Below are 25,392 nucleotides of genomic sequence, written 5' to 3' on the forward strand. Positions count from 1 at the left end.
TAACTGAGATGACAGCCCGTTTCCTCTTCGTGGGGAAACGGGCTTTTTATGTGCACTTATAGTGATAGTTTTAGTTGAGAGAAGAGAGGTACTTATGTTCAAACAAAAGAAGTTTATAGCGTATTTAGCCACGGTTTTCCTCCTAATCGTTAGTATGCTCATCGCTGCATGTGGAGGTCCTAGTGAGACAAAGAAAGATACGGCGCAAAATAGCAAGCCTATTGAGATTACTGACGTAACAGGACGTACGGTAACGCTTAAAAAGCCAGCAGAGAGAGTTGTTTTACAATGGAGTGGTGCTGGGGGTCCATTCTTTACGATTTCTGCACTTATGGGCAAGGATACGCCGAAGGTTATTGCTGGCATGGATACCTCTTTGCAGGATTACAGAGCGGATATGTGGAAGCACTTTACTGCTGAAATGCCTGAGTTAGCTAAGATTCCTGTAGTTGGTACCATCGGGGATAAAACATTTAATGCTGAGCAAGTTGTGGCATTAAATCCAGATGTTATTTTTATTCCTGTTGATTTGAAAGATCAGTATGAATCTGATGCAAAAGCAAAAATGGATGCTGCTGGTATCCAGACTATTTATATAGATTACCATGCTGAAAAACTTGAAAGTCATCAAAAATCCATTGAAGCCATAGGTAAGGCTTTGGGTAAAGAGGAACGTGCCGCAGAAATCAGCAAGTTCTATACGAATCGCGTGACAAGAGTTCTCGATCGTGTTAGTAAAATTAACAAACCAAAACCAACAGTTTACCTTGAAGTTGGTATGAATGGCCCAGAGGAATTTGGTAACTCCTTTAGTGGTAACTACTCTTGGGGTGCTTTAGCCACTATGGCTGGTGCTGATGTAATCACAAAAGATGCTATTAAAAAGTCATCTCCAATTAATCCTGAGTTTGTATTGGAAAAGAATCCAGACATCATTATGATAATGGGTTCTTACTGGCCTAAGAAACCAACTTCTATGCGTTTAGGTTTTGAAGCTACTGAAGATTCGTCTCAGGCGTTGTTGAAAGCTTTCACCACAGAGCGTCAAGGTTGGAGTGATTTAAAAGCCGTTGAAAATAAACAAGTTTATTCCGCGCATCATGGTCTTCCACGCGAAGTATTTGATGCGGCCGTATTCGAATATTTAGCAAAAACATTCTATCCTGAAGAGTTTAAGGATGTAGATCCTGAAGCTACGCTTAAAGAGTTCTATGACAAATTCTTGCCATTCTCTTATAGTGGCATCTGGTTTATGCATATGAATTAGGGGTGTGTTGTGTGTGAAGGAGCTGATGATGTAAAACCCAAATAAATGTTGTTATATATTGTGTTTATTAGAACTTATTAAGTTTGGAATCGAGGTATTCTATGGTTAAGAAAAAGAAATTTATGGCATATCTTGCCACGGTGCTCCTGCTAGTTGTGAGTATGCTCCTGACTGCATGTGGTGGCCCTGGGGATGCGAAAAAGGATGCGGCACAATCTGGCAAACAAATTGAGATTACAGATGTAACTGGTCAAAAGGTGACGTTGAAAAAACCAGCAGAACGCGTAGTAGTTCAATTGAGTGCTTCTGGTGGTGCGTTCTTGACTATGGCTGCGTTGCAAGGCAAAGATGTGGCTAAGACTATTGTTGGTATTGACCCTTATTTGAGCAAATTGCGTACAGATATGTGGGATCGCTACAAATCTGAAGTGCCAGAGTTGGAAAAAATTCCTCTCATTGGTAACGTAAATGATAAAACATTTGATGTGGAAAAAGTAATTTCCTTAAACCCAGATGTTATCTTCATGCCTTTATATTTCAAAGATCAATATGAAGCTGATTACAAACCTAAAATTGATGCAGCTGGCATCCCTACTATCTATATCGATTATCATGCGGAAAAGCTTGAAAATCACCAAAAATCTATCGAAGCTATCGGTAAAGCATTGGGTAAAGAAGAGCGTGCAGCAGAAATCAACAAGTTCTATACTGACCGTTTAACAAGAGTTATGGACCGCATTAGCAAAATCAATAAACCAAAACCAACTGTTTACATTGAAACAGGTAACGAAGGTCCAGAAGGTTTAGGTTTTGCGTATAGTGGAAACGTAGCATGGGGCGCATTGGCAACTCAAGTAGGTGGTGACCTTATTACTAAGGATGTAGTTCAAAAAGCAGGTCCTGTTAACCCAGAATTTATTTTGGAAAGAAATCCAGATATCATCATGATCATCGGTTCTTACTGGCCTAAGAAACCTACATCCATGCGTTTAGGTTTTGATACAAATGAAGCTAAATCTCAAGAGTTATTGAAAGCTTTCACCACAGAACGTCAAGGCTGGCCTGAATTGAAAGCCGTTCAATCTAAAAACGTTTTCTCTACTCACCATGGTTTACCTCGTGAAGTATATGACGTTGCAGTATTTGAATACTTAGCTAAAACATTCTATCCTGAGGAATTCAAGGATGTAGATCCTGAAGGCACACTTAAGGAATTCTATGACAAATTCCTTCCATTCTCTTACGGTGGCGTTTGGTTTATGCAGTTGAACTAAAAAGGGGTTTTGTATAGTGACGGAAACTAACAATCAGTACGATTATAAAAAACAGAGCTATAAAAAGCTCATGTTTATTATCATCGGTCTGATCATTTGTGCGGTAAGTTTTGTTACCGATATTATTGTAGGTCCTGCATCACTTACGTTAAGTGATGTATGGCTCGCATTAACAGACCCAGCAGAGGTTTCCAAAAACGCATATGTTATCATTTGGTCGATTCGTCTTCCGACGGCCATTATGGCATTGCTCGTAGGTGCTTCTTTGGGCATTGCTGGTGCTGGCATGCAGACTATTCTTGATAACCCGTTATCTAGCCCGTATACACTTGGTATATCCGCAGGGGCTGGCTTCGGTGCATCTCTTATGGTTGTTGTAGGCGCTAGTGCATTAGAGTTTTTAGGTGTCTTTATGGTTCCATTTGGCGCCTTTGTATTCGCTAGTTTGACGAGTTTCTTTATCTATTCCATCAATAAGATTAAGAACTTCTCCTCTGAAACGATGATTCTCGCTGGTATCGGCATGATGTTCTTGTTCCAAGCGCTTCAATCCTTGATGCAATATATGGCATCTCCTGAGGCCCTTCAAAACATCGTGTTCTGGACGATGGGGAGTTTAGCTAAGGCAAATTGGGTGAACATCTCTATTGTTCTTATCGTGCTAGCAATCATGCTTCCGCTTATGATGCGTGAATCTTGGCGTTTAACAGCATTAAAATTAGGCGATGAAAAGGCTTCTGGTCTTGGCGTTAATGTTGAAAGTTTACGGGTAAAAGTGTTTGCTTTCATCTCCATCATTACAGCCGTTGCTGTTTCTTTCGTTGGAACCATTGGTTTTATCGGTATTGTAGGACCACATATTGCACGTATGCTTGTGGGTGAGGATCAACGGTATTTCTTACCACTATCTGCAGTATGTGGCATGGCGATTTTGTCTCTCGCATCTATTGCGAGTAAGATGCTCGTTCCTGGGGCGATGTTCCCAATCGGTATTGTGACAGCAATCATCGGTGTACCTTTCTTCTTCTCGTTGGTATTAACTAGGAAAAGGAGCTATTTCAAATGATTGAAGTTCATAATCTAACCTTTGGTTATTCCTCTACAGAAGACGGACAAATCTTAAAGGGCGTTGACTTTGCTGCTAAAACAGGTAAATTGACTGCGCTCATTGGTACTAACGGTGCTGGTAAATCTACACTTTTAAAAACAATTATGGGTATCTTGAAAGGCAAGGGCGAGATTTCCGTTAATGGTAAACCTGTATCTCAATATTCTACAAAGGATTTTAGTAGTACAGTGAGCTATTTGTCTCAAGATAATGACTGTAAAGTCAATCTATCTGTTTTTGAAGTCGTTATGCTAGGGCGCATGGGCTCCATGTCCTTCCGCGTAAGTGATGAGGATATTGCAGCCACACAAGAGGTATTGGAACGGTTGAACTTACAGCGCTTTGCATCGCGTAGCATCATGGAGCTCAGCGGTGGTCAACGCCAACTTGTGTTCATGGCGCAAGCCCTTGTAAAAGAACCTAAAATCTTAATTCTTGATGAACCGACAAGTGCTTTAGATTTGCACAAGCAATTTGACTTGTTAACATTGCTAAAAAACCTGACTCAAGAAAATGATTTTACAACACTCGTAACATTGCATCATCTTGATCTGGCGGCTATGTTCGCAGATGAAATCATCGTGCTTAAAGAGGGTACAGTATATGCTCAAGGCGCGCCGAAAGACATCTTTACAGAAGCCATGATGGAAGATGTATACCGTGTTAAAACGAAAATTTATATGGATGACAATGGGCTACCTCATGTAATTCCATTAGAAGCTATTATTAATTAATAGGATTCTTTGTGATTGCGTTGAGCTTATTATAGTGTTGGAACTATTTATTATAGATAATCATTGACGTGAATCCAGTTATATTAATAGGCTGTAAAATAATTAGTTAATAATAAAAGAAGCTGAAATCTTTGCAGAGCAGCATTGATTTCAGCTTCTTTTTGTTGGGAAAAGTATTGGTATTGTATTTAAATAATCTCTTTAACCTGTGCTATACCCTTATCAGTAAGCACGTAGTGTCCATTTGTCACATATAATAGACCTTGTTTCTTTAGCTGTGAAGCAGCTTGATGAGTATAATCAGGCCTCCAGTTCAAATGCTCATGAATGGTACCGATGCCGTTTTCAACGTGAGCGATAGGCGTATCCATATGTGTATAAATATGGCATAGCATCATCGTTTCCCGATAGTGGCGACGTAAGTGACGTTGACGACGGTATGTGGCGATATAGCCTGTCTTTGGTGTTGCGATAACAGCGATAATCAGTGCGATACCGATGGTGGTTGCAATGGAACCCGCGATGGATACGTCCATGGTGAAAGATACTTCCGTACCGACGACAGCACAGATAATACCGATGATGATACTGCTAGTAAGCATGGCTTTCACAGAGTCCGTCCATAAATAAGCGATGACCGCAGGCCCAATCATGAGGCCGATGACGAGAATGGCACCTACCGCTTGGAATGAGGCTACAACGGTGAGGGATACCATGGTCATGAGTACATAGTGGATGAGGGCTGGCATAAAGCCGAAGAGCCCCGCTAGTAGCGGATCAAAGGTAGATAATTGCAATTCCTTGTAGAACAGCATGACTAAAATTAAATTGATGAGCGCCACGCCTAGGGAAATCCATAGCGATATAGGCCCCAAGTCGGTGCCGCTCACAATCCATCGATCAAAGGGGGCAAAGGCTATTTCGCCGAGTAATGCGGTATCTACATCGAGATGAGCGTTACCGCTGTATAGGCTGACTAGAATGATGGCGATAGAGAATAGAAGCGGGAAGATGATGCCGATAGACGCATCTTCGTTGACAAGCCCCGTATTGTGTATCATTTCTGTAAGCCATACGGTGCCTACACCAACTAAGGTAGCCCCGACGAGTAGAAATGGAGAGTTTAAATCTTCCGTCATAAAGAAAGCGAGCACGATGCCGAGGAATACGGTGTGCGTAATGGCATCGGCCATCATGGACATGCGACGCAATACGAGGAAGACCCCAGGGATGGCACATGCGATGGATACCGCAATGGCAATGAGCAATATCTCTGTATGAACTGTCATGGGGCACCTCCTATGCGAGGTTGTGCGTCCTCTGCTACGCAAATACTTTGCTGTGCCTTGGATTTGGGAGCCCTTGTGGTTTCTAATAATAATGCGTGCTTTGACTGTCTATTTTTACGGAACTGCCAGAGCATACCTCGGTTAGGAGCAAAGATGAGGCTCAATAATACGAGAATCGATAAAATGACAATGATAGCTGGGCCTGTCGGTAATTTTGGAACTGATGTACTCCAAATAGTACCGCCGATGGCGGATATCATGCCAAATAATCCTGCTAATATACACATGGTGCCCAGTTTATTCGTCCACTGTCTTGCTCCAACGGCGGGTGCAATGAGGAGAGAGCTAATTAAGATAGCCCCTACCGATTGAATGCCGATAATGATGGTCATGATCAATAATGAACGATATAAAATAAGGGTGAAAGTGACGGGAATTTGTAGTGTTTTGGCGTATTCCACATCGAAGGAGATAAGCTTTAACTCCTTCCAGAATAATGCGGTTAGCACGATGATGATGAGCGCCGCTGCAGATGTGATGTACACGTCGCGCGCTAATATGGTGGCTGCCTGTCCAAATATAAATTTTGAAAGCCCCGCTTGACCAGCATTGTTTAAGCTTTGTACATAGGTGAGCAATACCATACCGAGCCCAAAGAAGGCAGAGAGTATGGTGGCTAAAGCTCCATCAAATTTGATTTTGCTGTTTTCTACGGTAATGGTAATGAGCCAAGCCGCAGTGATAGAGGATAGGGCAGCACCTGCGATGAGAACTTCGATGTCCTTGATGCCCGTCAGCAAGAAGGCAATGACCACACCGGGTAGTGCCGCATGCGATAGGCCGTCACCGATGAGGCTTTCCTTGCGAAGTACCGCAAAGGTACCAGCGATACCGCTAGCGAGGCCTAATAAAGCCGTACCGAGCAGTACCATCTGCGTCGTATAGGATTGGAGTATGGTCATACAATCCTCCCCTTGCCGTAGGTGCGCTCAATAGCTTCGTCCGTAAATGTATCTGCTACGGGGCCATAGGCGACAGTTTGTTTGTTTACCATCGTTACCCAATCGAAATATTGGGGCACCGTATTTAAATCGTGGTGGACGACGATAACCGTTTTGCCTCGAGCTTTCATTTCTTGTAAAAGCGAAATAATAGCATGCTCTGTAGTTTTATCGACGCCCTTGAATGGTTCGTCCATGAGGTAAATATCTGCCTCTTGGACGAGGGCTCTTGCGAGGAAGACGCGTTGTTGTTGTCCCCCTGAAAGCTGGCGAATTTGTCTGTCCACATAGTCGCTCATACCCATTTTTTCAATCATGGAGAGGGCGAGTTCCTTATCCTTTTTGCTAGGACGCTTAAACCAACCTAGATGACCATAACGGCCCATGAGTACTACATCTAGTACTGTGGTAGGGAAGTCCCAGTCTACGCTGCCACTTTGAGGGACGTAGGCGATTTTTTTGTAATCGTTTTTGTCCATCGCTAAGTGGTGATCGATATAAAATTTTACACTTCCTGAGATAACTGTTAGTAGACCGAGCATGGCCTTTAATAATGTGGACTTACCGGCCCCATTAGGGCCGACAATGGCCGCTAAGGAACCGATGGGTACCTTCATATCTACGTCCCATAATACGGGTTTTGTCGTATATGCTACGGTCATATCTTCAACTTCAACGGCCCATTCCATGGAAACCTCCTTGTATTAATGAGTGCCACTAGCTAATATCGCTAGTAGCACATGTACTTACAATAACAAAGTAAATTTGAGTCTATTTAAGTTAGTATACGTAAATTTACTTTGTTGTATTTAATTAAGAAAATCTAGCAATTGATTATTTAAGTGCTTTGGTAATTGTATCAATATTGGCTTTTACCATGCCGATATATGTACCGCCTTCAGTGCCTTCGGAGCCGAGAGAGTCGGAATATAATTCGCCACCGATGGCAACATTCCAGCCTTTAGCCTTAGCTGCTTCTTGAACGGCTTCAATTGTTTTATGTGGTACAGAAGACTCTACGAAAATCGCTTTAATTTTGTGGTCTACGATATATTGAACCAGTTCATTCACATCTTGTGTGCCTGCTTCTGTAGCAGTACTTACACCTTGCAAACCTTTTACTTCAAAGCCGTACGCGCGAGCGAAGTATTGGAATGCATCATGAGCTGTTACAAGTACGCGAGATTCTTTCGGAATAGATTCTGCTTGAGCTTTAACGTACGCATCAGTTTCATCTAACTTAGTAAGATATGCGTCATAGCGTTTTTTGTAATCTTCTTTATGAGCCGGATCGGCTTTCGCAAGACCTTCGTATACTGCTTTTGCTGCCAGTTTCCAGTTAGCAACGTCAAACCAAATATGAGGGTCTTTTGTTTTTACACCATCTTCTTCGTCAAAGTCGAGCAATGTAGCTGGATCAATGGCATCAGATACGCGGATGGTTGCTTTATTTTGCTTTGTTAGATTATCAAAAATGGAACCCATTTTACCTTCCAAGTGAATGCCGTTGTATACAACAACATCCGCCTTAGACATAGCGGTTACATCGCCTGCGCTAGCTTGATATAGATGAGGGTCTACACCAGGTCCCATGAGACCTTGTACGGTTACATGATCACCGCCGATTTCTTTTACTAAATCCGTTAACATCGTTGTAGTAGCTACGACATTAAGTTTTTTCTGACTATCTTGGGCTGTGTCTTTTCCGCAGCCTGCAAGGGCAAATACTATAAGTGCTAATGATACGACAACTAATAAAATTCGATTAAATTTCATAATAAGCCTCCTTTTTTATAGATACTAAATTTAAAAACATTAATGACTTTGTTTGAGGGAAATATTTTGTTCTAATAGTGAAATAATTTGAAGAAGGAAAATATCTCTCTGAATTTAAACGGAAAAATAGCCGCTACTAACGTAGCGGCTAGTGGCAGTTATACGGTCTTCTGCTAAGGTCAAAATAATCTAGGGAATAAGTGCTTGTAGATGGCTAGGCCCAACGAGGGCAACGATACCAAGTACCATCATGACCTTCATTTGAATACGCTTTCTACGTCTCATGATGAACCTCCTTTGTGTAGTTTTTTGTCATATCAACTAGATATGTGAGTTCGAACAGTTATCTTGAATTCAATATATCATAAATGAGAAAATTTATCAATAAGAATTTATTCTTTTAATATTCATCTTTATTTAGTATGATATTATGCATAGATAAAAGGTTAATAAGGAGGCTTCTTATGAATAAATTATTCCGATACGCTGCTGCAGCAGTACTTGTTGCATCTTTTGGCATGTTAAGTGATTATACAGCTGATGCGGCGAAGTTTTTAGAATCTCCAAGGGAGGTTACTATTGTAAAACCAGAGTTGCCTGAGATCCCTCAAACTGCTACGGTAGCGCCTGATATGCGCGTACGCTTCTTGATTGATAAAAAAGGTAATGTTAAAAATGTTTTCGTAGAGCGCTCTTCTGGATATGCTCCTGTTGATGAAGCAGTAAAAAAAGCAATTTTGCAGTGGAAGTTTACCCCTGCTATTGGCACAGATCAAAAGGCACACGAATCCATTATTGGGATGACAATTACTCTGCCTAAGCAAGCTGTGAAAGCTAAATAAGGAGAAAACGATGAATAAAGTGTTGCGTTGTATTATCTTAAGCTCATTGTTTGTAATGAGTATGGTAGCTTCTGTGTTGGCAGCTCCATATGATCCACCAGTAGCTATAGCTACACCACCTATTGACCGAGCATTGCTCTCTGCCTATGGTGAAGCTGCTCATGGTGCAGATATACGTTTTACCATCAAGGAAGATGGTTCTGTAGGGGACGTTGAAGTTGTCTCATCTAGTGGCTCTAGTGCGCTTGATGCCGCCATTGTTGATACTATTTCTAAATGGAGATTTAGCCCTGCTACAGATTCCAATGGTAGACCTGTAGCATCTTCTAAAACTGAATATATTGATTTTAAAAACTAATCAAGGCATTCATACAGAACTGCACTCCAAAAATTGGACACAATTTTTGAAGTGCAGTTTTTGTATGCCAAAATATTCTAAAAAATAAATTAAGGTTATTCTTTTTCATAATATTGGATGTGTAAATTTTAAAAATAAATCAAAATTGTATCTATAGCAACTGAAAATTACTTTCAAAATGATATAATAAAAATATAATTATAGATTAGCCCGTGGAGGTATAAGCATATGAATCCATTAAAACAAAAACTAGATATTAACAATGAACGTTACAGAATTATTGTGTCCATTAAAGAAGATTATTTAGATGGTAAATTGTCCTTAGAAGAGGGCAACCGCATTTTAAAAGAGAAACTAGGTACTTGTACACCTGATGAGTTTGCCTATGCAGAGCAAAGCTTGAAAGGTGTTTACAAGGACGAAGAAATCCTAGAGAAAATGGATGATCTCTTAGATCTATTTGACGGCGTTTTAGTACGTGCCGAAAATGAATACCCTGAAAACCATCCGTTGTGGGCGTACTTGGAAGAAATTAACGCTGTTGAAAAGGTAGCCCTTGAAGCAGACGAATTGTTAAAACAAGAGAAGTTTATCAAAAATCCGTGGCTCGGCGTTTTTGATTCCTTAGCAGAGTGGAGAACTCATCTATCTCGTAAGCAAAATCAACTCTATCCGATGCTTGAGGACCACGGCTTTGACCGTCCAACGCGCATTATGTGGACCTTTGATGATGCTGTGCGCGATGCTATTTCTGCATCCTATGCATTGCTTCGAGAAGATAAGTATGAAGAATTCCTAGCGTTTGTGCCAGAAACTTTGGCGAAATTACGGGATTTGAATTCTAAAGAACTAGAAGTCTTATTGCCAACGTCTTATAAATTGTTGAGTGACGAAGAGTTTGTTCGAATGAGTAAAAATGACCATGAAATTGGTTATGCTATCATCAATGCGCCAGGTTTATATGTAGTGCCAGGTATTAATGATTCTGCGGCGCAATTGAATGGTAGTAATTCAGCTCAAGGTGGTGCTGTGTCTAACGAATTCTTAAATGATTTAGCCGGCTTGCTATCTAAATATGTAGGCCCTGTTGGTGGGGCGCTCGCTGATAAGGATGCAGTCCTCGATGTGGCAACGGGTAAATTGACATTAGAGCAAATTAATTTGTTGTTCCGTCATTTACCGGTAGATTTATCCTATGTAGATGAAAATGAACTAGTTAAGTTCTACAGCGATACGGCACATCGTATTTTCCCTCGCAGTGCGAACGTTATCGGCCGTGAGGTGAAGAATTGTCACCCCGCAAAATCTGTTCATATAGTAGAAGAAATTGTAGAGAAGTTCCGTTCTGGCGAACAAAGCCAAGCGGAATTCTGGATTAATAAACCAGGCTTGTTCATCTATGTTATCTACACCGCAGTACGCGATGAAAATGGTAAATTCCGCGGCGTATTGGAAATGATGCAAGACTGTACTCATATCCGTGAACTTGAGGGTTCCCGTACATTGTTGACTTGGGATAAAACTGATTTTGTAGGCGATGGTGGTAAAGAAAAATCCTTGGCTCAAGAGGCAGCAGAAGAGGTAGAAGAAGAACCATTAACAACTGATGCAAATGGTCGATTCCATATCGATGCAAAAACAACATTGTCTAATCTAATTAAACATTGTCCGGATATTGTAGATCATTTGATTTCTTTAAATCCTAAATTCGAGAAATTAAAAACACCTATGGTAAAAGTAATGGCCAAGGTGGCAACAATTAAGATGATGGCCGAGCGCGGCGATTTTGAGGTAGATGATCTAATTAGTAAAATCGATGCATTTATCAATAAAGATAAGAAATAATTGCATTTTTTAAACGTGAAAGAGGCAAGTGCTTAGGACCTTGCCTCTTTTTCGTTTTGCTATTTGACTAGTTGATTTGTAAATATAACTAGTTACTTTGTAACTACGTCTAGTTTTTAAGGTGTTCCATTGCATACTAATAGTTTTATGCCGCTAGGTATTAATTTATTACATTACAAATGTGTTGCACTAATTCAAAATAAACATACATTAATTTCCTATAAATCATCTGTTTTATGTATACAAATTTGATTGAACAGGGTAAAATAGAAAATAATGAAAGTATTTGCCTTAGCAGTGTTTTCATGTACAACATTACTTTTACAAGAGAAGTTACTAATATATTTAAAGGTGAGGATCTAGATACTATGTCTACAAGACGCGTTTGGAAGCAAAGTGAAATCAAAACAAACCCATTATTTTCTATGATGCGCAGTACAATTGAAACTGCATTCTATGGGAACAATGTAACTCCTGTAACATCTGTGGCACAAGCGTATCAATTAGCCTCTGAAGAGCCAGGTGTTATCGTCCTCGATATGCCAGTATTTAAACCGTTAGAGCAAGGTTTGCCAGCTGATGCAAAGGTTCTTGTTACAAACGATGGTAAAACTACTGGCCGTTATGCTAAAGCTCGCCGCATTATTGGCGATGAAGGCATAGATGAAGTTGAACTCGCTAACATTGCACGTGACGCAGTATATGATAGCCGCAATAAAGAGTGGATTTCTGCGGAATCTATCGTTGGTCTTGATAAAAAATTCACAGCTCGTGCTCATTTGATGATTCCAAAAGATCACGCGTCTATTTTATATTCTTGGCTTATGAACTTTAAGTTCTTTGATGCGGCTGTAAAAGAATTTTACAACGATAGTGTGGACATTCCGGAAGGCGATATCTATATTTACTCTGATCCTGACTATGTTGTGCCAGGTCATCCAGGTGGTCTTGCTATTTTTGACCCTGCTCATAACTGTGCCATGATTCTAGGTATGCGCTACTTCGGAGAGCATAAAAAAGGTACGCTTACACTTGCGTGGTCCTTGGCGAACCGCTTCGACTATGTTGCTTGCCACGGCGGTATGAAACGTTACAACCTTGAAGGTGGTAAAACATATACTATCGGTGTATTCGGTTTGTCCGGTTCCGGTAAATCCACATTGACTCATGAAAAACATGGTGGTCGATATGATATTTCTATCTTGCATGACGACGCGTATGTTATCAATACAAACGATTTGAGTTCTATTGCTCTTGAACCTACATACTTCGATAAAATGCAAGATTATCCTGTGGAACATCCTGCTAATGAATTCTTGTTAACACTACAAAACGTAGGTGTAACAATGGATGAAGATGGTCGCAAGGTTGTATTGGCCGAAGATGTGCGTAATAGCAATGGTCGTGCTATCAAATCTCAATTCTGGACAGATAACCGTGTAAACTACGTTGGTGAACCTGTTAATGCCATAGTATGGCTTATGAAAGATAAAACTTTGCCACCAATCCTTAAAATCTCCGATCCTGTATTGGCGTCTACTATGGGTGCTACACTCGCTACACGCCGTTCTACAGCGGAAAAACTGGATGCTCATGTCGATCCAAATGCACTTGTTATCGAACCTTACGCAAATCCATTCCGTACATATCCATTGGTTCGTGACTATGAAAGCTATAAAAAACTGTTCTGCGAATGTGGTGTTGAATGCTACATCATGAACACAGGCTTCTTCTTGGAAAATAAAATTCCTAAAGAAGTTACTCTTGATTTGTTAGAGCGTTTGGTGGAAGGTACATTGGAATTCAAACCATTCTGTGAATACGAAAATCTTTCCTATGTAGAGGTACCAGGTTTTGAACCTCCATTCGAAGTACGTGAATACCATCACCAATTACACCAAGCTTTCGAATTCCGTTATGACTATGTGGAAAAACTTAAAGGTCATAAAAACGAATTACCTCAAGAAGTATTGGATGTACTTAAATCCTTAATGTGATTTAAAAATTAAAAAGGGCTGTAATAGAATGCGGCTCTATCGCATCCAATATGTAGTTCGTTTCCTTTATAAGACATACCAAGAAATTTAGCTTTGTAAGACACTAAATTTCTTGGTATTTTTATTTTTCCCCATGTATATGTAACATATATTTTAGTAATGTATGGCTATAATAGAAATAATGTTTTATTATAAGACTTGTATACGGACATAGTTATAAGGACTTCTATATGGACATAAAAGACATTAAATATATTAGTACCATCGTTGAGATGGCATCATTTTCAAAGGCATCTAAAAAATTATATATTTCTCAGCCGGCGTTGAGTCAGGGGATTCGTCGTATTGAAGCAGAGCTAGGAGTTACGTTGTTTGTTCGTGATCGCACAAAAGTCGTGCCAACTGCTGCGGCGTTACAAGTTGCAAAAGAGGGCATGCCATTAGTTTTAAAGGTGGAGGCTTTAACGCAATCTATAATTAATCAAGGCACAGATGTAGCCTATCATGTGCGTATCGGCTTGTCTCAATTCTATGGACATCATATGCTTGGGAAAACATTGAAAAGCTTTCAACAGATTGAACCTACTTGGGAGTTCCATGTTGTAGAGGGAGAATCTCACTTTTTGGAACAGCAAATTTGTGATGGCTTAGTAGATGTAGGATTATTTCCAACGCCGATTTATTCTCAGGACCTTGAAAGTTATCCCGTTTTAGATGAACAGATTTTATTGGCCATTAGTGTGGAAAACAAGAAGGCCATAGATATTGCAGATTCTCTCATGACTAATGATGGAATTCGAGAAATTGCACCCTTTGGAGCATTTCCGTTTATTTTGCTAAGAGAGGGACTCAAATTGCGGACGTTGGTAAACCGTCTGTGTCAAGCGGAATCCTTTGTGCCAAAAGCCGTAATTGGCGCTGAAACTTTAGATTCATGCCGGTCCTTGGTAGAAGATGATTATGGTATTACATTCTTGCCGAGCACGCTCAATAGCAAGGGGGATGACGATAAGGTTAAATTTTATCCTCTTGCATCGAAACTTTGTTTCCGCCAATTAGTTCTTGTGGCGAGGTCTGATAGGGCAAAACGTTTCCATTTATCTGAAGTAGCACATATTATGCAGCAATTTTTGTAATGTATAGATATAAAGATATTTAGGTGGCATATCCTGAGGGGGTAGAGCATATTAATGAATTAATAATTAATAAATAAATTAATACGTAATTCAATCAATTAATCAATAAGATATAGAGACTAATTCCTGTAAAATTTAGGAATTAGTCTCTTTTTATTTATGAAAAGAAACTGAAAGAATCGAATTTAATAAATATTGTAATTATCATATTCTTAGATATAGATGCGTCAAAAATTTCTCAAATTTTAATTGACAAATGTCCTTTCAGAAAATATACTTATAGTAGTTTAAAACATATTTAGGAGATAGGATTTAAAACCCATCATTGTAGTGGATTTAAATATAATTAAAAGTAGAATATGTTTTTGTTATTATTGGTTGGCCTATGTAGGTCCCTAGGAGGTTTCAAATGAGTAAAGATGTGGAAAACAAAAATACCCATGACCATAATCATGGTGAACAACATGATCATGGTCACAATCATAATCATGAACATCATTGCCACTGTGGCGGTCATGATCATCATGGTCACGACCACGATCATCAACATGACCACGATCATCAACATAACCACGATCATGACCATGGTCACGACCATAGTCATGCAAAGGCCCTTCCGACGGATAAATGGGTGCCACACACTCATGAACCAGGGGTACCTCATGAACATGGCGTAAATGACTATATGAAAGCCGTTGCTGAGTATCGTAAAACATGGCCTACAAAACAAGATGTTATTGAACAAACACCAGATCCTGCGGTACGCGAAATGATTCTTCGCATGGAGCAAATCGGTTGCGATACAGTATTTGACCGTTTTGATAAACAACAACCACAATGTACATTCGGTATTGCCGGTGTATGTTGCCGTATCTGCTTCATGGGTCCATGTAAAATTACACCTAAGAGTCCTCGTGGTGTCTGTGGTGCCGATGCTGATCTTATCGTAGCTCGTAATATGACACGTGCTGCTGCAGGTGGTTTGACTCAACATGGTGCGCATGCTCGTGAAATCTTGATTTCTTTGAAAGCGGCTGCTAATGACCAATTGGATATTCCAATTTTGGGGGAAGAAAAAATCCGTACTGTATGTAAAGCTTTCAATATCCCTGAAGAAGGTCGTTCCTTAAAAGAAGTGGCAAATGACTTGGCAGATGTTTTATTAGAAGATTTGAGCCGTGCATTACCTGGTGAATATAAAACAATTACTGCGATGGCTCCTGCTGAACGCCGCGAAGTTTGGAAAAACTTGGATATCTTACCTATTTCTGCATACAATGAAGCCTTCGATGCATATCATCGTACATGCGTAGGTACAGATGGCGATTGGGAAAGCAACATGAAGCAATTCTTACGTTGTGGCCTTGCTTTCACATTCACTGGCGTAGTGGCAGCGGATATCGCAACAGACGCATTGTTCGGGCAAGGTGGTCGTCGTACTTCCAAAGTTAACATTGGTGCCTTGAAAAAAGGGTATGTTAACATCGCTGTTCATGGTCACTTGCCAACATTAGTATCTCAAATTTGTACAATTGGTGCCTCTGAAGAGTATTTAGAAAAAGCGAAAGCTATCGGTGCCAAAGGCATCCAATTCTATGGTATTTGTTGCTCTGGTTTGTCCAGTATGTACCGTTATGAAAATGTTATTCCGTTGTGTAATGCTATTGGTGCAGAACTTGTACTTGGTACTGGCGCACTCGATTGCTGGGTAGCTGACGTTCAAGACGTTTACCCTGCTATTATGGACGTAGCACGTTGCTTCAACACAAAAGTTATCACTACATCTGATGCAGCTCGTTTACCAGGTGCAGAACACATTGGTTACGATCACCATCACACTAACTTGGCTGAAACAAAAGAATTGGCTCGCAAAATCTTGGATCGCGCTCTTGAAGCTCATGAATTGCGCAAGGGTATGCCTGTATTCATTCCGCCATATGAAATTACTGCAGAAGTTGGTTTCTCTCCAGAATCTACTGTTAAACATTATGGTTCCTTCAAACCATTGGCAGAGGCATTAAAATCTGGTAAAGTTCGCGGTATCGTTAACGTAGTAGGTTGTTCCAACCCTCGCGTTATCTACGAAAAAGCAACTGTAGATATCGTTGATACACTTATTAAAAATGGCTGTATCATCCTTACAAACGGTTGTGCATCCTTCCCATTGATGAAACTTGGCTATTGCAATACAGATGCTAACAAAAAATGTAGCCCTGCATTGCAAGAGTTCTTGGGTGATAATCAACCACCAGTATGGCATGTGGGCGAATGTGTAGATAATGCACGTTCCTCCGGCATCTTCGGTGGTATTGCTGCAGAGCTTGGCCTTAATTTACCACAATTGCCATTTGCTATGTCTAGCCCTGAATGGTCTAATGAAAAGGGGATTGATGCATCCCTTGGCTTCCGCTTGATGGGGATTAACTCTTACCACTGTGTTGAGCCACCTACACAAGGCTCTGATGCCGTTACAAAATGGCTTAAAGAAGATACTAAGGATATCTTAGGCTCTGTTATGTATGTAAATACAGATCCTGCTAAAGTAGCTGAGAAAATCTTGGCAGATATCGATGAAAAGCGTGCTGCTTTAGGTTGGGCTGAAGTAAAATAGTTTATCCTTTGATAGATTATAATTTGTAGTTAAGTATAAAAACACCCTCTATAGATCTTATAGTTATTATGACTATTAGAATAAGAGGGTGTTTTTTATTGTTTGTAGATAGATTTTTTACTAGTCTTGTATTAGCCGTAGTATAATGTACTAATTGTTTTAGACCTATTAAAGTGTGATGGTTTCACCATCTTCAGGCACTGCTACATGGCTTTCAATGTTGTTGCCTTTGATAAATTTGCGCACATCCTTACGACTTGTTGCAGTATGATTAACTGTATCCATGTGAACCGCAATAATTTTAGCCTCTGGTTTACGTACCACCATGCGGCCAATATCTTTTGTACCCATAATAATACTATCTTCAAAGCCTAAAATTTGAGCATATCCAGTGTTCATAATAATAACGTTAGGGTCGAAGCGAAGGAGGGCCTTCTCTACATCACTTGTCCAAACTGTATCGCCTACAAGGTACACAGTTGGTTCGTCTGCTGCTTCAAAAATAACGCCCATCGCATCGCCTGCTAATGGTGCGAGAACTGGATTGGCATACATTTCTACAGTGCCGTGTGAGCCACCTGTTTTTCTTAATGTGATACCATTAAACTCCAGACTTTCAAAAATGATGCGTACATCGATAAAGCCTTGTGAAGTAATAAGTTCTTTGTCCGCTGTATTTTGTACAAAAATAGGAAGTGATTTTGGAATAGAATTGATTGCCGTATCATCCCAATGATCGAGATGTGTATGTGTAACTACTACTGCAGTTACATTGCTTAATAAATCGTCCATTGATAGAGGTAAATCAACCATAGGCATTCTTTGTTGATAGTTAAATGTTCCTTCAAAGCCAGGATAAGTATCTTTTGGTGCTAAGAATGGATCAATAAGAAATGTTGTGTTTTTTATTGTTAATTTTCCCGTTGCATTTCGAATGTGAGTATATTGTGTCATAGTTATCTCCTTAATTGAATTATTATTGATTTAATTGAATAGATTATTATTTGTAATCTCTAGAATTAGTGTACCTTGTTTTGTTATACTAGTCTCAACAATAATTAACACTCTGTTTATTAATAGACATATTGTATAAAAGTGTCTATATTGGAGGTTTTATGATAACTCGAAAAGAAATGACACGTATGTTGTTAAAAAAAGGGTTGCTTAGTTGTTTAAAGAACCATTCTTTTGAGTCTATAACAGTAACATTGTTGTGTAAAACGTCAGGTATAACTCGTTCTACTTTTTATTTACACTATAGTAATATCATGGAAATTGTTGATGATTTAGTGGATGATGCAATCGCTTATTCAAAGCCAGGAATGGTAGATAACAACAATTTACAAACTATAGCTAGAACCTTATCAGCTGCTTCTGATTCTGTGTCATTGAGAGAAGCATACGATTCTATTTTTGATAGACTGCCTTTATGTCAGCGTATTATACGACATAAAAAGTATTTACCTTTATTTTTAGATGAACAAATTTCAGAATATGTATTACAACGCATTATACGGCGTGAAAAAGATCGGCAAGGGCTTGTTATGGCAGAAGTACTTGGGGTTTCATTTGATGTGGGGGTATCCATTTTTGTATTTTTAGTACACGGACTATATGCTGTTAATAAAGAATATAAGTGGACTCAAAGTGATGAGTGGTTAGAAGCTCAGAAAACTATTTTTGAATTCGTTTACCGTGGTTTACAAATCAAATAGTATTTATACTCGCATATGTTTTAGTATTCTATGAAGTTTTTAGACAACGAAAAAAGGACTCTGTATAGAGTCCTTTTTTCATGTAAGGGGAGTGTTAGTATTAATATCAAATGAAACATGTATTTAAACAAGTAGTAGGTTTGGGGTTAGTATTACTTGTCGGGAGATAAATACACGTACGGCAACCAGGGAATTGTTACCTCTATCTATCATTTGACATTATTATTATAGGAATGGTAAATGAGTTAAAAATGAAGAAATTTAATAAATTTCTTTAAATTTCTTATATTTGTAAAAAACATGGTAATTAATTTTAATTATTGTTGATAAATATGGGACAATTTTGGTATTATATAAAGGAGAAGTTGTATATTTTATAAAGGTTTATCCACATTAAGCTTTTATAAAATATACAGCTCGATAGCATGAGAGGGGCAGTCATATGAGTAAAATATTCACCATATTAACACTTTTGTGGCTACTCAGTATAGGGGGGACTACTAACGCAACGGACTGGTACTATGTTGGACCAGATGCATCAGGAAACCAATTATTTATTGACAATGACAGTGTACAGAAGAGTGATTACGATGCGCTTTTGTGGCTGCGAGTTAATGAACTGGGTGGCGACGAATTGCGATATAAAGTTTATATCAGTAGATATAATCGAACCATGGAAACATTGAAGGTAGATGCGTACATGTCAGACGGGACGCCGTATGAGAATGTAGAATTTAATGAGAATCCTGAGCCCATTGCAGGGAACACAAATGGTCAAGCCATTTATATTTTATTATGGAAATAAAAGAACCATCTAGTACAGCAAACTAGATGGTTCTTTTTATGTGTAAAATATTTATAAAGCATTAGGGAATATTTTATATACTACATCCTCTAGATGTAGAGAATGGTATATATGAGGTTTTTAGACTTGAGCTGTATTGCGAGTCAACTCCAAGTCTTGAATCATTTGGAGATCGTCTTGAGGTGAACGACCGCCAGTAGTTAAGTAGCCACCAACCATGATACCGTTTAGGCCACCTTTTAGAGCATAAGCTTGTAAGTCTCGTAGATTTACTTCGCGGCCACCTGCAGTCCGTATCAATGCGTTTGGCAAGATGAAACGGAATACAGCGAAGGTACGTAAGATATCCAATGGACGTAAAGCTTCGTTGCTTTCAAATGGAGTCCCTTTAACAGGATTCAAAATGTTTAATGGCACGGAGTCAATATGTAAACGTTTAAGTTCGAACGCCATTTCTACGCGTTGTTCTAATGTTTCGTTAAGACCAAGAATGCCGCCAGAGCAAACACGGATGCCTGCTTTTTGTGCATTATCTATGGTAAACATTTTGTCTTCGTAGGAATGTGTAGTACAAATATCTGGGAAGTGACTAGGTGCCGTTTCGATATTGGAGTGGTATCGAGTAACGCCAACTTCTTTTAATTTGAGTGCTTGTTCGTAAGTTAACAACCCAAGGGAACAGCAGATTTCAAGACCAATTTCATTTTTGATACGGCCTAATACATGGATGATTTGATCAAATTCATCAGGGTTATTAGTATTACGACCACTTGTTACGATGGAAAAACGAATTGCACCAGCCTCTTTAGCTTTACGTGCTGCTTGGAGAATGCTTTCTTCATCCATGAAAGGATACTCCTGAACGCCTGTGTTGTGGTGTGCGGATTGAGCACAGAATTTACAGTTTTCAGGACATTTGCCGGACCGAGCATTAACAATGGCACATACATCCACAGAATTATCATTGAAATGTTGGCGAATTTTATCAGCCATAGCGAGTAGAATCATGGTATCATCATCTGAAGTATGAATCAGCTCGATTGCTTCTTCTTTTGTAATTTCGCCGCCGTTCATGATGCGGTTTGCAATGGTAAGAATTTTTTCGTATGTACCCACTTGGGATGGTTGTTGATCGATAGGCAAAGCCATAATAGCCTCCGGTAAATTGTTAACTTAATAAAAACATAATATATTGACAATTTGATTGTAAACGTTCACGTATAAATTGTCAACTTAATACATGAATTGGTTAACAAAATAATAACATGTTATGGTTCATATCTTATGAGAAAAGAATATGAGCTTATCTTATAATTTATACTTATTAATAGTTAAGAGAAGTTTAGTTTAACTATATCTTTTTGATGCTAAATGATAGTTATTTTTAACTTATCTTTAAGGTTTTGTAGTATAATAAACTATTGTAATTACTATATATAACTATAATAAAAATATTAATGGAGGAGTGGATATAGATGCAGCCGTTTCGATTTATACATTGTGGTGATCTGCATTTAGGGGCACCCTTTCAATATGCTACAGGTATTAGCAATGCTGTTGATCGCGCCGTAAGTGAAGCAACCTATGTAGCCTTAGATAAAATTATTGATACTGCTATTACAGAACATGTGCATGCTGTCGTAATAGCTGGGGATATTTATAATAGCGAAGACCATAATTTAGAGGCTCAAGTCCGTTTTGTGCGCGCCATGTATCGCTTGGCTGAGCATCGTATTGATGTTTATATGGTACAAGGTAATCATGATCCTGCTGAAAGCTGGAGAGCGCAACTGCAGATGCCAGATAATGTCCATATATTTTCTAGCGAACAGGTACAGCGTTTCCCGCTCATCGTTAATAATATAGAAATTGGTGGCGTATATGGCATTAGTTGTGGTCATGGTAATGAAAGCGACAACTATGCTCGTCAATACAGAGCTTTTGAACGGGATGAGTTTTCCCTTGCTGTCATGCATAGTACTGTAGGTTCTAGTGTAGGCTCTGAAAATCATAATGTAACAGGACCTTGTAACTTAACTGATTTAACAGAGGCTGCCATGGATTATTGGGCATTGGGTCATATTCATAAATCTCAAGTTCTTAGCGAGGAACCTCTCGTAGTTTATGCGGGTAATTCGCAAGGATTGCATCGTAAAGAACATGGACCTAAGGGATGTTATCTTGTATCCGTATCTCATAATGGTCATTGTGATTTGCGATTTATCGACACCTGTGCTGTTCGATTTGAGGAAATCAAAATCGATATTGCTGGCATGCAAAATGAAACAGATTTCTTAGAGATTTTGCGGCGTAAAAAAGAAAATTTGCGAAAGCAACATAAGAAAAACATCTTGTTGTCCCTCGTTTTGTCCGGAACGGGACCTCTACATCGCCTATGTACGCAAGAGGGGATTCGAAAACTATGGTTGCAAGAGTCTCAAAATGAAGAGAAAGGCAAATTTATATTCGTTATGCCTTACCGTATTATTTCTAATACACGACCTAGTATTAATCTAGTTGAACGACGTTTATTAACAGATGTAGTAGGTGATTACTTGCGTGCTTATGACGATATGGTAGATGGAGATGCGATACAGATTGCGCGTCAAATCATGGCTGATCGTCCTGAATTTAAGCGCTTAGGCGCATATGCCGATTTATTGAGTGATGAATTATTGGCACGAGCTTTGAAACGTTGTGAAATTGAAGGTGTTACTGTATTGATGGGGGCTAATGATGAACATTAAACGCATACGATTTGATGAATTTGGCCCGTATCGCGACTGGTCTTTCATCACGGGTGACAATGGGGTTCAACTCATGTATGGCCCTAATGAAAGTGGTAAAACATCCTTGCTCGAAGGGATGCGCACCTTGTTATTTGGCGATATTCATAAGGCTTATGGCCCTATGACGGGGGCCCTTGATGTGGACCGTAATGGTGAAAGTTACTATATCGGTCGTAAGGGTAAGCAGTTAGACTTTTACAGCCCTGGTCATCCTGCCATCCATGAAGAGCCGGCTCAACATTGGTGGCATGGCATCGATAAAAAAACATATAACCGCATATTTGCGTTAACATTAGACGATCTACAAGGCCTTGATGTATTACAAGAGGTAGAGGTTCGTTCTCGATTCTTTGGCGCTGAAGGGGGAGAACACTTAGGTGGAGCTGTTAAGGATGTTGAAAAAGGGGCTACAGACCTACTTGTAGCATCCTCGAATGGTAAACGTCGCATCAATGTATTGATGGATGAGCTTAAAGAAAACCGTCAAAAGTTGAGTCAGTTGGCGGAGCATGAAGCGCAATATGTGGAATTACAAACCGTCTTTCACAGTACGGAGCAAACCGAAATGGAATTGCAAAATCAGTTGAAAGAATGGAAGGAATATCGGGATGGTATCGATGTAGTATTGCGTGCGTGGGATACATATCGTCGCAGTGAAGAGGCGCGTATGCACATGCAGCAGTATAATAGTGAGCTCGCCTTGAGTCGTGATGAGTTCCTACGTCTTGATGAAGAAATAAAACGGGCTCGTGACAATATGCAATTATGGCAGGAAAAGGAAGCGGCATTGATGCCCGCCAACTTTAGTCCTGATAGCCCATTTGGAACTTACGGCCAAGATATTGAAGACCTTATTCAACAAGGTGCTAAATGGGAGCAATTGCGCCGTGAGTGCGAAGAAGGCGATGCGTACATCCGTAAGGTTAGAGAACAATTAGAGTTTTCACGCACCTTACATTCTGCGTGGCGTCACGATGAGCCAATGGCAGAAGACATCAATTGGTTTGATGGAGAACGTTTGGCAAGTCGTTTGCGCACCGCAAAAGAACAACTTTTACATTGGCAAGACCGCAAACCTGCAGAGGCTACCGATGAGGTGCCGACGGCGAACCTTGAAGGTGCAACTTTACCTAACTTTAGTGAAGAAGAATTAGCTAAAAAAGAATATTTAGAACGTGAATTAGATCGTATCTTAATGGATATAGATCAAGTAGAGGCTAGACGGAATAGTTATGGTTCAGACGCACAGCCCACAATTCTGCCAAAATGGCTACAACGCATTAGTGGTATAGGTGCTGTTATAGCTGTATTGGTAGTATTAGCAGGCCTGTTGGTTCTTGAATCTGCATTATATACTATAGGTGGTTTTATTTTCTTGATTCTATCTATGGGGCTATTCTGGTATGCTACCTGGAGGCTTTATAATGGTAACTCTGATGTGTCTAAATTAAACTATGAGTTACAAATTTTATCTTCCCGTAAATCTGATGTAGAACATCAGCTAGAGGCTTTGATCAAGGCTGCTACACCTACAGTGAGCCCTATACCATCCTTAGAAGGAGAGGCACATCTTGAGCGTTGGATTCAGGAAGGGCATACCTTACAAGGTATTTATGATGAAGCCCTCGCAGCATGGCAAAACTGGTTACCCCGAGGGGCGGCTAAGAGTCTCAATGAAGATGATTTCTTTGGTCTCAAACATGAATATGATCAATATCATGAGCAACTACGCACTATAGAAGGCTATGAAAAGCGTTTAGCGGAGCATAAAGAAGGTCTACGCATTATTGAAGACCAAGCGATGGCTTTGTGGTATAACCTTGGAATAGAGTCACCAGTATCGCCTACGGAATTAAAACGTATTTATAATCAATATAAGAACTTTCAACAAAATAAAATTGTATGGGAACAAAAGGAAGCACAACGTAAAAGCTTCCGCAATGAATACGATAATTGGCACCGCAAGGAAAAAGAACTACTCCTTCGTCAAAAAGAACTGCTCCATAAAGCTGGTATGGAAAGTTCCAACGAGTATCGTCAACATCTTATCGATGAGGATCAATATAAACAGTGGCAAACTATCTACAAGCAAAGTCAGGTACAGCTGGATTTACTTGCTCCTGATGCGGAGAATAAAGACCTGTTCTATCGTCGTTTGCGAGAAGGCAACAAAGATAACTGGTTAGATGAATTGGCTCACTCTGAGCGTGAAATAGCCTCTATTGAAGATAAATTGGCTACCTTGTACGAGCGCCGTGGTCAAATCGTTGAAGCAATGCGTACACTTGGATCTGACCAGGAGCAACACCAAATGTTGCAAGAACGAGAGGCTTTACAAAGTGAATTAGAGTCTGCACTAGAAGATTGGGCTACACAAGTATTGATAAGCCATTGTATGGATAAGGCTCAACAATCGTATGAACAAGAAAAACAACCTCATATGTTAGAGCTTGCCTCCTCTTATGTTGAAAAACTAACTGGTGAGAGGTATACGCTTGATATTCTAGGCATTAATAAAGGGGTAGCACTTATCAACAATAATGGGGAACGACTAGAACTTAAATTTTGGTCTAGTGGCTTAGCTGATCAAGTGTACTTGTCATTACGACTCGCCCTAGCTAAGGTATTCTCTTATCAAGTGGAGTCCTTACCGATTATCTTGGACGATATTCTTGTGCGCTTTGACGAAAATCGTCAGCGTAGTGCTTTAGAATTATTGGCTGAGCTTGGGAAAAATCAACAGATTTGGCTTTTTACTTGTCAACGCTCCGTATATGATATGGCTCAATCTATTATGGGCATCGATTGCCATAGATTGAGTCGTAGCTAAATGAATTTCAGACTT

Annotated in this window: 20 protein-coding genes; 14 read left to right on the forward strand and 6 right to left on the reverse strand. The window is 39.7% G+C overall.

What is annotated here, in order from left to right:
* Positions 1 to 94 precede the first annotated feature (94 nt).
* From VPAR_RS00980 to VPAR_RS00995, 4 genes are all read left to right on the forward strand, one after another.
* The gene (locus VPAR_RS00980; protein WP_012863792.1) at positions 95 to 1,267 is read left to right on the forward strand and encodes an ABC transporter substrate-binding protein; all 1,173 of its coding nucleotides are present in this window, start codon (positions 95 to 97) and stop codon (positions 1,265 to 1,267) included.
* Between the two features lie 101 nt (positions 1,268 to 1,368).
* Positions 1,369 to 2,541: an ABC transporter substrate-binding protein gene (locus VPAR_RS00985; RefSeq protein WP_012863793.1), complete on the forward strand. Its 1,173-nt coding sequence runs from the start codon at positions 1,369 to 1,371 to the stop codon at positions 2,539 to 2,541.
* A gap of 16 nt (positions 2,542 to 2,557) precedes the next feature.
* Positions 2,558 to 3,607, forward strand: a complete 1,050-nt coding sequence (locus VPAR_RS00990) for a FecCD family ABC transporter permease (RefSeq protein WP_004697920.1) — start codon at positions 2,558 to 2,560, stop codon at positions 3,605 to 3,607.
* Positions 3,604 to 4,383 (forward strand): ABC transporter ATP-binding protein, encoded by a 780-nt coding sequence (locus tag VPAR_RS00995; RefSeq protein ID WP_012863794.1) that lies wholly within the window; start codon positions 3,604 to 3,606, stop codon positions 4,381 to 4,383. Before VPAR_RS00990 ends, VPAR_RS00995 begins: the two co-directional genes overlap by 4 nt.
* A gap of 188 nt (positions 4,384 to 4,571) precedes the next feature.
* Here the strand turns inward: VPAR_RS00995 and VPAR_RS01000 are convergent, their stop codons facing one another.
* The 4 genes from VPAR_RS01000 to VPAR_RS01015 form a co-directional block, all read right to left on the reverse strand.
* Positions 4,572 to 5,672, reverse strand: coding sequence for a metal ABC transporter permease (locus tag VPAR_RS01000; protein WP_012863795.1), 1,101 nt, complete (start codon positions 5,670 to 5,672; stop codon positions 4,572 to 4,574).
* Entirely contained in the window at positions 5,669 to 6,634 is a 966-nt protein-coding gene (locus tag VPAR_RS01005) for a metal ABC transporter permease (RefSeq protein ID WP_012863796.1), read from the reverse strand. The genes VPAR_RS01000 and VPAR_RS01005 overlap by 4 nt, the downstream gene beginning before the upstream one ends.
* Complete coding sequence (locus tag VPAR_RS01010) at positions 6,631 to 7,362, reverse strand: metal ABC transporter ATP-binding protein (RefSeq protein ID WP_004697906.1); 732 nt, start codon at positions 7,360 to 7,362, stop codon at positions 6,631 to 6,633. Before VPAR_RS01010 ends, VPAR_RS01005 begins: the two co-directional genes overlap by 4 nt.
* A gap of 145 nt (positions 7,363 to 7,507) precedes the next feature.
* Complete coding sequence (locus tag VPAR_RS01015) at positions 7,508 to 8,449, reverse strand: metal ABC transporter solute-binding protein, Zn/Mn family (RefSeq protein WP_012863797.1); 942 nt, start codon at positions 8,447 to 8,449, stop codon at positions 7,508 to 7,510.
* A 464-nt stretch (positions 8,450 to 8,913) separates the two neighbouring features.
* On the opposite strand from VPAR_RS01015, the gene VPAR_RS01020 reads away from it, so the two are divergent.
* The 6 genes from VPAR_RS01020 to cooS all read left to right on the forward strand — a co-directional run bounded on the left by VPAR_RS01020 (position 8,914) and on the right by cooS (position 17,238).
* Entirely contained in the window at positions 8,914 to 9,291 is a 378-nt protein-coding gene (locus VPAR_RS01020; RefSeq protein WP_012863799.1) for an energy transducer TonB, read from the forward strand.
* A 10-nt stretch (positions 9,292 to 9,301) separates the two neighbouring features.
* Positions 9,302 to 9,649 (forward strand): energy transducer TonB, encoded by a 348-nt coding sequence (locus VPAR_RS01025; RefSeq protein ID WP_012863800.1) that lies wholly within the window; start codon positions 9,302 to 9,304, stop codon positions 9,647 to 9,649.
* A 228-nt stretch (positions 9,650 to 9,877) separates the two neighbouring features.
* Positions 9,878 to 11,494, forward strand: coding sequence for a PAS domain-containing protein (locus tag VPAR_RS01030; RefSeq protein WP_012863801.1), 1,617 nt, complete (start codon positions 9,878 to 9,880; stop codon positions 11,492 to 11,494).
* A gap of 368 nt (positions 11,495 to 11,862) precedes the next feature.
* Positions 11,863 to 13,491 (forward strand): phosphoenolpyruvate carboxykinase (ATP), encoded by a 1,629-nt coding sequence (locus tag VPAR_RS01035; RefSeq protein ID WP_012863802.1) that lies wholly within the window; start codon positions 11,863 to 11,865, stop codon positions 13,489 to 13,491.
* Positions 13,492 to 13,721: 230 nt separating this feature from the next.
* Positions 13,722 to 14,627 (forward strand): LysR family transcriptional regulator, encoded by a 906-nt coding sequence (locus tag VPAR_RS01040; protein ID WP_008603076.1) that lies wholly within the window; start codon positions 13,722 to 13,724, stop codon positions 14,625 to 14,627.
* A 409-nt stretch (positions 14,628 to 15,036) separates the two neighbouring features.
* Positions 15,037 to 17,238 (forward strand): anaerobic carbon-monoxide dehydrogenase catalytic subunit, encoded by a 2,202-nt coding sequence (gene cooS / locus VPAR_RS01045; protein ID WP_012863803.1) that lies wholly within the window; start codon positions 15,037 to 15,039, stop codon positions 17,236 to 17,238.
* Between the two features lie 168 nt (positions 17,239 to 17,406).
* Here cooS and VPAR_RS01050 read toward each other — a convergent pair whose 3' ends face one another.
* Positions 17,407 to 18,192, reverse strand: coding sequence for an MBL fold metallo-hydrolase (locus VPAR_RS01050; protein WP_012863804.1), 786 nt, complete (start codon positions 18,190 to 18,192; stop codon positions 17,407 to 17,409).
* A gap of 161 nt (positions 18,193 to 18,353) precedes the next feature.
* Here VPAR_RS01050 and VPAR_RS01055 point away from each other — a divergent pair, with 161 nt between their 5' ends.
* Entirely contained in the window at positions 18,354 to 18,953 is a 600-nt protein-coding gene (locus VPAR_RS01055) for a TetR/AcrR family transcriptional regulator (protein ID WP_012863805.1), read from the forward strand.
* Positions 18,954 to 19,395: 442 nt separating this feature from the next.
* Positions 19,396 to 19,758 (forward strand): hypothetical protein, encoded by a 363-nt coding sequence (locus VPAR_RS01060; RefSeq protein WP_008603073.1) that lies wholly within the window; start codon positions 19,396 to 19,398, stop codon positions 19,756 to 19,758.
* Positions 19,759 to 19,878: 120 nt separating this feature from the next.
* On the opposite strand, the gene bioB is transcribed toward VPAR_RS01060, so the two are convergent.
* Positions 19,879 to 20,907, reverse strand: a complete 1,029-nt coding sequence (bioB, locus tag VPAR_RS01065; RefSeq protein WP_004694042.1) for a biotin synthase BioB — start codon at positions 20,905 to 20,907, stop codon at positions 19,879 to 19,881.
* A gap of 326 nt (positions 20,908 to 21,233) precedes the next feature.
* On the opposite strand from bioB, the gene VPAR_RS01070 reads away from it, so the two are divergent.
* Both VPAR_RS01070 and VPAR_RS01075 read left to right on the forward strand, forming a co-directional pair.
* A complete protein-coding gene (locus VPAR_RS01070; protein WP_012863806.1) occupies positions 21,234 to 22,505 on the forward strand; it encodes a metallophosphoesterase family protein in 1,272 nt (423 codons plus the stop codon).
* Entirely contained in the window at positions 22,495 to 25,377 is a 2,883-nt protein-coding gene (locus VPAR_RS01075; protein ID WP_012863807.1) for an ATP-binding protein, read from the forward strand. The genes VPAR_RS01070 and VPAR_RS01075 overlap by 11 nt, the downstream gene beginning before the upstream one ends.
* Positions 25,378 to 25,392 lie beyond the last annotated feature (15 nt).

The sequence above is a fragment of the Veillonella parvula DSM 2008 genome, assembly GCF_000024945.1.
GTDB lineage: Bacteria > Bacillota > Negativicutes > Veillonellales > Veillonellaceae > Veillonella > Veillonella parvula.